Raw genomic sequence first — 7,289 nt, 5'->3', positions numbered from 1 at the left:
GCGCCGCTGCGCCCCCGGGGGGGCCCCGGGGCGGCGCCCGGGGGGGGGGCCACCGACCGTCTGCACCCCCAGCGCGATCGGGCGTCACGGCAGCGCGCAGGGTTCCCGCCAGGCGTCCAACGCCCGGTCCTTGCGTATCGACGCGAAGCCGTAGCCGACCGTGGTGACGCAGAAGTCGTCGGTCGAGCCGGTGTACTCCACATGGAAGACCGGCTTGCCCGCGTCCACGAACGGCAGCAGCTTGGCGCACTGGTCCAGCCGGACGCACTCCTCGTTGACCACGAAGTCGAAGTCCGGCGCCAGCGCCGCGAGCTGCGGCACGTCGTTGACCAGCCCGGGGGAGAGGTCCAGTGTGCGGGCCAGCTGGGCCAGCCGGCGGTTGAACAGCAGTTGGTCGTCGAAGCCGAGGGGGAAGCCGCTGCGGTGGACGTACCCGTCGGCGTCGGAGAGGGCGACCGCGCCGAAGCCCTTGCCCCGGCACAGCCGGAACCGGTCGGCCAGCACCGGCTCCAACGCGTCCCACCCCCGTACGTCCAGCCACCGGCTGCCGGGCTGTGGGCCGGCCGCACCCTGCACGGCGGCGGGCACCCGGCTGGCGTCCGGGTCGGTCGAGCGCAGCGAGCCGACGGGCACCTGGCAGATCAGCCGTCGGTCACGGGCGCGTAGTTCGGCCGTCTGCGCGGCGGTGGTGGCCACCGGGTCGAGCAGGAAGACGTCGGCGTCCACCGTCGGGTCGAGCGGGCCGTCGAGTTGCCACTGCCACTGCCAGTGACGGGCCTGGGTGGCCGGCCACGGGGTGGGCGCGCCCGGCGGGATCAGCTCGCGGCGGCACCCGTACGCCGGCACCACCAGGATGAGCGCGACACCGGCCGACACGATCCTGCGCAGCGGGCGTGCGACGGCACGTCGCCGCAGCCGGATCCGCATCGGCAGCTCCCGGGTCCTGGGCGGCTGGTCGCCGCCCACACCGGCACGCCGCCCCCACGTCCGGTCCGGCGTGCCTCACCGGGTCCAACGAGCGCGGGGGCGTGGGCGACGCGCCCTCAGCGCGGCGCCGCGAAGACCTGCGTCCAGTACGGCCCGTTGCTGCTGGCGATGCCGACGCCGATCTCGGTGAACGCGCAGTTGAGGATGTTGGCCCGGTGCCCCGAGCTGTTCATCCAGGCGTCCATCACGGCGGCCGGCGTCTTCTGGTTCCACGCCACGTTCTCGCCGTAGGTGCGCCAGGCGTAGCCGACGCGGTCCAGCCGGACGCCGGTGTTGCTGCCGTCGCTGCCGGTGTGCGACATGTTCTGGTGGTCGGCCTGGTCCTGGCTGTGCCGCTGCGCGGCGGTCATCAGCTTGTCGTCGACGCTCAGCGCCTTGCAGCGGGCCTTGGCCCGCTCGGCGTTGACCAGGTCCACCACCTCCTGGGCCTGGGCGCTGACGGTGCCGCTGCCGCCTCCGGAGCCGCTGGTGCTGCTCGGGGCCTTGCTGCGCTCGGCGCTGCGCCGGGACGTGGCGGTGGTCCGCGACGCGGCCGGGGTGGGCTTGACCACCTTGCTCGGCGACGGGCTCGGCCGTGCCGGGCTGGGCGAGCTGGTCGGGGAGGGGGCGACCAGGGCGTCACCTGCCGGCTCGTCGGTCGGGCCGTTCCCGCCGGGCATCGCGAGCGCGCCGACGCCGACGCTCACCACGAGGGTGGCTGCCGCGGCGGCGCCGCCGATCATCAGCGGACGACGCCAGCGCCGGGGTGAGCGGTGCCGTCCGCTGCCGGTCCGTCCGTTGCCGGCGGCCTCCGTGCTCCAGCCGCCGGTGGTCTCCGCGTCGGACTCGGTACGCCAGCCGTCGCTGACCTCGGTGGGCCGGGCGTCGTCGTGCCAGCCGCCGGTCGCTTCCTCACCTCGTCCGAGGCCCGGCCATTCGGTGGTCGGTGCCTCCACGGGCGCGGGCTGCCAGCGGGCGGTGGGCTCCGCGCGGTGCCACTCGTCGCCGGGCTGGTCGGGGTCGTCGCCGAACAGGTAGGTCGAGCGGGGCTCCGGACGGTCGCGCAGCCAGTCCGGCTCGTCGGTCGGCCGCTCGGCGCGCCGGGGGGCGCCGTTCGGGTCCATCGGGTCGGTCCAGCCGTACACGGCTCTGCCTCCACGGGGTCGGTTGCGGGCCGGGGTGACGCTACGACTCGCCCGCGACCTGCGGCAACGTGGCTAAGGAAGAGTTAAGAGGAAGTCGGACGTCCAGGCGCTGACTTCCCCGAATCCCGGCGTACAGTAAAGGAGTCCGGACAGAGCGTGTCCGTGCCTTGCGGCAGCCCCCCGACAAGTGGACAGGTCGACGTGGAGATGATCTACGGCCTGCGAGAACTTGACGAAGGAGGGGTTTGCGGCTCAATATATAGGTGTCGCCAGTCGCGCCCGGTCATGCCCAGATACACCTGGAATGACAGCCGCGTACAAAATTGGGCGCGCGTTGGCCGGCCTTTCCGGCAGCGCATATCAAGGAGTCAGCATGGCGAAGGCCCTCTACGGCCACGTAGGTGCAGCGCCCGACCGGCGTCTGCTCGACGAGGTCACCCGACTGCGTGCCAGGGTTCAGGCACTGGAGTTCGAGATCACGCGTCTGCGTGCCGACAATGATCGGCTCGCGGCGGCTGCGGCGGAAGCGGACGACCTGCTCCGTCTCGCCGAGCCGGCGCTGACCTGATCTTCGGGGCGGAAAACTGAATCGCAGCACCACCGCAAAAATGCGCGCCGACACCTCTGTGCCGGCGCGCAACGCTGTCCGGCGCCTTTCGCGCCCGACCATTTGTGATCTTGTAACCGGCTCCGTGATAACCGCAGCACAGTTTCACCGAAACAAGCCGGGCGGCGGGCCGATCGTGAGCGTTGTTTGTCTTTCTCGGCCCTGCCGTTACACCAGCGCGGTCGGCCCGCGGTCACCGTCCGCGCCGCCCGCCGGGACCACCCGGGGCGGGTCGCGTGCCGGGTCGGTCCCGCCATCGGGTTAGTCTGCGGGTTCACCCAGGTCCGCGCAGCCGGCGACGGTACGGCGGCCACCGGACGAGGATCGAGTAGGTGTATCTCAAGAGCCTGACGGTGAAGGGCTTCAAATCCTTCGCCTCCGCCACGACGTTGAAGCTGGAGCCCGGGATCACCTGCGTGGTGGGCCCGAACGGCTCCGGCAAGTCCAACGTCGTCGACGCCATCGCCTGGGTGCTCGGCGAGCAGGGCGCCAAGGCGCTGCGCGGCGGCAAGATGGAGGACGTCATCTTCGCCGGCACCGCCGGCCGTGCGCCGCTGGGCCGCGCCGAGGTCACCCTCACCATCGACAACACCGACGGCGCGCTGCCCATCGAGTACACCGAGGTCTCCATCACCCGCCGGATGTTCCGCTCCGGCGAGAGCGAGTACGAGATCAACGGCAACTCCTGCCGCCTGCTCGACATCCAGGAGCTGCTGTCCGACTCCGGCATCGGCCGGGAGATGCACATCATCGTCGGTCAGGGCCGGCTCGACGGCATGCTGCACGCCAAGCCCGAGGACCGCCGGTCGTTCATCGAGGAGGCGGCCGGCGTCCTCAAGCACCGCAAGCGCAAGGAAAAGGCGCTGCGCAAGCTCGACGCGATGCAGGTGAACCTCAACCGGCTCACCGACCTCACGGCCGAGTTGCGCCGCCAGCTCAAGCCGCTGGGCCGGCAGGCGGAGGTGGCCCGGCGTGCCGCCACCATCCAGGCCAACCTGCGCGACGCCCGGTTGCGACTGCTCGCTGACGACCTGGCCACGCTGCGGACCACCCTCGACCGGGAGATCGCCGACGAGACCGCGTTGCGGGAGCGACGCGAGCAGATCGAGGGCGAGCACACCGAGGTGCAGGGCCGGCTCGGCGAGTTGGAGGGCGCCCTCGCCGAGGACGCGCCGCTGCTCGCCGCCGCGCAGGACACCTGGTACAAGCTCTCCGCCCTGCAGGAACGCTTCCGCTCGATCGAGCAACTGGCCCGCGAGCGGCTGCGGCACCTCAGCGCCACCGGCGACGACGAGCGGCCCGGCCGCGACCCCGACCAGCTGGAGGCCGAGGCGGAACGCGTCCGCGAGCAGGAGGAGGAGCTGCGCGCGGCGCTCACCGACGACCAGATCCGGCTGGCCGAGGCGGTCGAGCACCGCCAGGAGCTGGAACGGCAGCTCGCCGCCGCCGAGCGGGAGCTGGTGGCCGCCGCCAAGGCCATCGCCGACCGGCGCGAGGGCATGGCCCGGCTCACCGGCCAGGTCAACTCGGCGCGAGCCCGGACCACGAGCGCCGGTGAGGAGATCGAACGCCTCGCCGTCGCGCACGCCGACGCGCTGGGCCGCGCCGAGCAGGCGCAGGCCGACCTGGACGCGGTGGCCGCGCAGTCCACCGAGGCGGACCGGGACAACGCCGACCTGGACGCCCGGCACGCCGAGGCGGTTGCCGTCCAGGACCGGGCGCAGGCAACGGTCCGGTCGCTGACCGACGCCGAGCGGGCCGCCGAGAAGGACGCCGCCACCTGGAAGGCCCGCGAGGAGGCGCTCGCCCTGGGGCTGCGGCGCAAGGACGGCGCGGGAGCGCTGCTCGCCCGCGCCGGCGACGTGCCCGGCCTGCTCGGTAGTCTCGCCGGGCTGCTCACCGTCGCGCCGGGGCACGAGGCCGCGCTGGCCGCCGCGCTCGGGGGACTCGCCGACGCGGTCGCCGTCAGCGGGGTGGACGAGGCCGTCGAGGCGATGCGGCTGTTGAAGATCTCCGACGCCGGTCGCGCGGGCCTGCTGGTCGGCAGCCCGGCGGGGCCCGGCATGACGGGCTCGGCCGACGCGCTGCGCCCGAAGCTGCCCGACGGCGCCCGCTGGGCCCCCGACCTGGTGGAGTGCACGCCCGACATTCGTCCGGCGGTGCACCGGGCGCTGCGCGACGTGGCGCTCGTCGACGACCTCGCCGCCGCGGCCGAGCTGGTCGCCGGCAACCCCGAGCTGCGGGCCGTCACCCCGGACGGGGACGTGGTCGGGGCGTACGCGGCGGCCGGCGGATCGGCCAAGGCGCCCAGCTACATCGAGGTGCAGGCGGCCGTCGAGGAGGCCCGCACCAATCGGCTCGCCGCCGAACGGGCCGGCGCCGAGCTGCGCGACCAGCTCGTCGAGGCGCGTGCCGAGGTGGCCGCCGCCAAGGAGGCCGTGCAGCACGCCGCCGCCGAGAAGCGCGAAGCGGAGAGCCACCGCAACGCCGCCGCCCGCCGGCTCGCCGAGCTGGGCGCGGCCGCCCGCTCGGCCAAGGCGGAGACCGACCGGCTGGGTGAGTCCCGGGCCCGCGCCGAGGCGGCCCGGCAGCGGGACCTCGACACGCTCGACGAGCTGGAGGAGCGGCTGCGGCTGGCCGAGGAGACCCCGGTCGACGCCGAGCCCTCCACCGAGGAGCGGGATCAGCTCGCCGCCATGGTGCCGCAGGCCCGGCAGAACGAGATGGAGGTCCGGCTCGCCGTGCGTACCGCCGAGGAGCGGGTCTCCTCGATCGCCGGCCGGGCCGACTCCCTCGCCCGGCAGGCCACCGCGGAGCGGGCCGCCCGCGAACGCGCCGCGGCCCGGCGGGCCGCGCGCACCCGGGGCGCGGGCATCGCCCGGGCCGTCGCCGGCGGCGCCCGGGAGGCGCTCACCCGACTCACCACGTCGATCGCGGCGGCCGAGGAGCACCGCGACGCCGTCGCGCGGGAGCGCGCCGCCCGCGAGGCCGAGCTCCAGGAGGTACGCGGGGCAGCCAAGCGGCTCGGCGCGGAGCTGGAGCGGCTGACCAGCCAGGTGCACCGCGACGAGGTGGCCCGCGCGGAGCAGCGCCTGCGCATCGAGCAGCTGGAGGCGAAGGCCGCCGAGGACTTCGGGCTGGACGTGGAGACGCTGGTCGCCGAGTACGGCCCCACCCAGCCCGTTCCGCCCACCCAGGCGGACGTGGCGGCGGCCGAGCGTGACGGTCTGCCGGTGCCCGAGCCGGTCCGCTACGAGCGGCCGGTGCAGGAGAAGCGGGCCGCCAAGGCGGAACGCGAACTGGCCCTGCTCGGCAAGGTCAATCCGCTCGCGTTGGAGGAGTTCGCCGCGCTGGAGGAGCGCTTCAAGTTCCTCTCCGAGCAGTTGGAGGACCTCAAGGCGACCCGGCGGGACCTGCTCACCGTCGTGAAGGACGTGGACGAGCGGATCCTGGAGGTCTTCGCCAGCGCGTTCGAGGACACGGCCCGGGAGTTCGAGCAGGTGTTCACGGTGCTCTTCCCCGGCGGCGAGGGTCGGCTGATCCTCACCGACCCCGAGGACCTGCTGACCACCGGCGTCGAGGTCGAGGCCCGACCGCCGGGCAAGAAGATCAAGCGGCTGTCGCTGCTCTCCGGTGGCGAGCGGTCGCTGACCGCGGTGGCCATGCTGGTGGCGATCTTCCGCGCCCGGCCGAGCCCGTTCTACATCATGGACGAGGTGGAAGCGGCCCTGGACGACGTGAACCTGGGTCGGCTGATCACATTGCTGGCACAGTTGCGGGAGAAGAGCCAGCTGATCGTCATCACGCACCAGAAGCGGACGATGGAGATCGCCGACGCGCTCTACGGGGTGACCATGCGCAGCGGGGTCACCCAGGTGATCAGTCAACGGCTCAACCGGGCCGACGAGGACGACCAGCGGCCCGGCCGCGGCGAGGAGAACGGGTAGTGGCTCGGGAACGCGCGACGGCGCTCCTGCTGGACTTCGACGGCGTACTGCGCCGGTGGGACCCGGCGGTGGCCGCCGATGTCGAGCGGGAGTACGGCCTCGCCGAGGGGGTGCTCGGCGACATCGCCATGCAGTGGGGGCGGCTCCAGCCGGTGCTCACCGGCCAGGTCAGTCACGCCGAGTGGGTGAGCAGCGTGGCGGACGCCCTGACCGAGTCGGTGGGCAGCCCCCAACGGGCCCGCGCCGCCGTCGAGCAGTGGCAGAGCTACCGGGGAGAGGTCGACCAGGAGGTGCTGGCGTTCGTCCGGGAGGTCCGCGCGGCGGGCGTCCGGGTGGGGCTGGGCACCAACGCCACCGACCTGCTCGACACCGACCTGGCCGCGCTCGGCCTGGTCGGCGAGCTGGACGTGGTGGTCAACTCCTCCACGCTCGGGGTGCACAAGCCGACGCCGGAGTACTTCCAGGCCGCCTGCCAGGCGCTGGCCACCCCGCCGGCCCGGGTGCTCTTCGTCGACGACGAGGACTGGGCCGTGCGGGGCGCCCGGGCCGCCGGGCTGTCGGCGCACCGCTGGGGCGGCCACGCCGACCTGCGCTACCTGCGGGCGGCCCTGGACTGCTGAGCGG

The 7,289-nt window shown here is 73.7% G+C and carries 5 protein-coding genes; 3 read left to right on the top strand and 2 right to left on the bottom strand.

The window, feature by feature from the left end; genetic code table 11:
• Positions 1–84 precede the first annotated feature (84 nt).
• Together ABZU46_RS11475 and ABZU46_RS11470 are read right to left on the bottom strand one after the other, a co-directional pair.
• Positions 85–927, bottom strand: coding sequence for an endo alpha-1,4 polygalactosaminidase (locus ABZU46_RS11475; protein ID WP_354856428.1), 843 nt, complete (start codon positions 925–927; stop codon positions 85–87).
• A gap of 116 nt (positions 928–1,043) precedes the next feature.
• A complete protein-coding gene (locus tag ABZU46_RS11470; RefSeq protein WP_354856432.1) occupies positions 1,044–2,090 on the bottom strand; it encodes a CAP domain-containing protein in 1,047 nt (348 codons plus the stop codon).
• 394 nt (positions 2,091–2,484) lie between these two features.
• Between ABZU46_RS11470 and ABZU46_RS11465 the strand changes: the two genes are divergently transcribed.
• The 3 genes from ABZU46_RS11465 (at position 2,485) to ABZU46_RS11455 (ending at position 7,285) form a co-directional block, all read left to right on the top strand.
• Complete coding sequence (locus tag ABZU46_RS11465) at positions 2,485–2,679, top strand: hypothetical protein (protein WP_007456482.1); 195 nt, start codon at positions 2,485–2,487, stop codon at positions 2,677–2,679.
• A gap of 371 nt (positions 2,680–3,050) precedes the next feature.
• The gene (smc, locus tag ABZU46_RS11460) at positions 3,051–6,665 is read left to right on the top strand and encodes a chromosome segregation protein SMC (RefSeq protein WP_354856426.1); all 3,615 of its coding nucleotides are present in this window, start codon (positions 3,051–3,053) and stop codon (positions 6,663–6,665) included.
• Positions 6,665–7,285 carry an HAD-IA family hydrolase gene (locus ABZU46_RS11455; RefSeq protein ID WP_354856425.1) on the top strand — a complete coding sequence of 207 codons (621 nt, stop codon included), beginning with the start codon at positions 6,665–6,667 and terminating at the stop codon, positions 7,283–7,285. The genes smc and ABZU46_RS11455 overlap by 1 nt, the downstream gene beginning before the upstream one ends.
• Positions 7,286–7,289: the final 4 nt, after the last annotated feature.

Source organism: Micromonospora sp. NPDC005197, from assembly GCF_040608295.1.
GTDB lineage: Bacteria > Actinomycetota > Actinomycetes > Mycobacteriales > Micromonosporaceae > Micromonospora.
The sequence above is the reverse complement of the archived record's forward strand: the minus strand, read 5'-3'. Positions and strand labels throughout refer to the sequence as shown.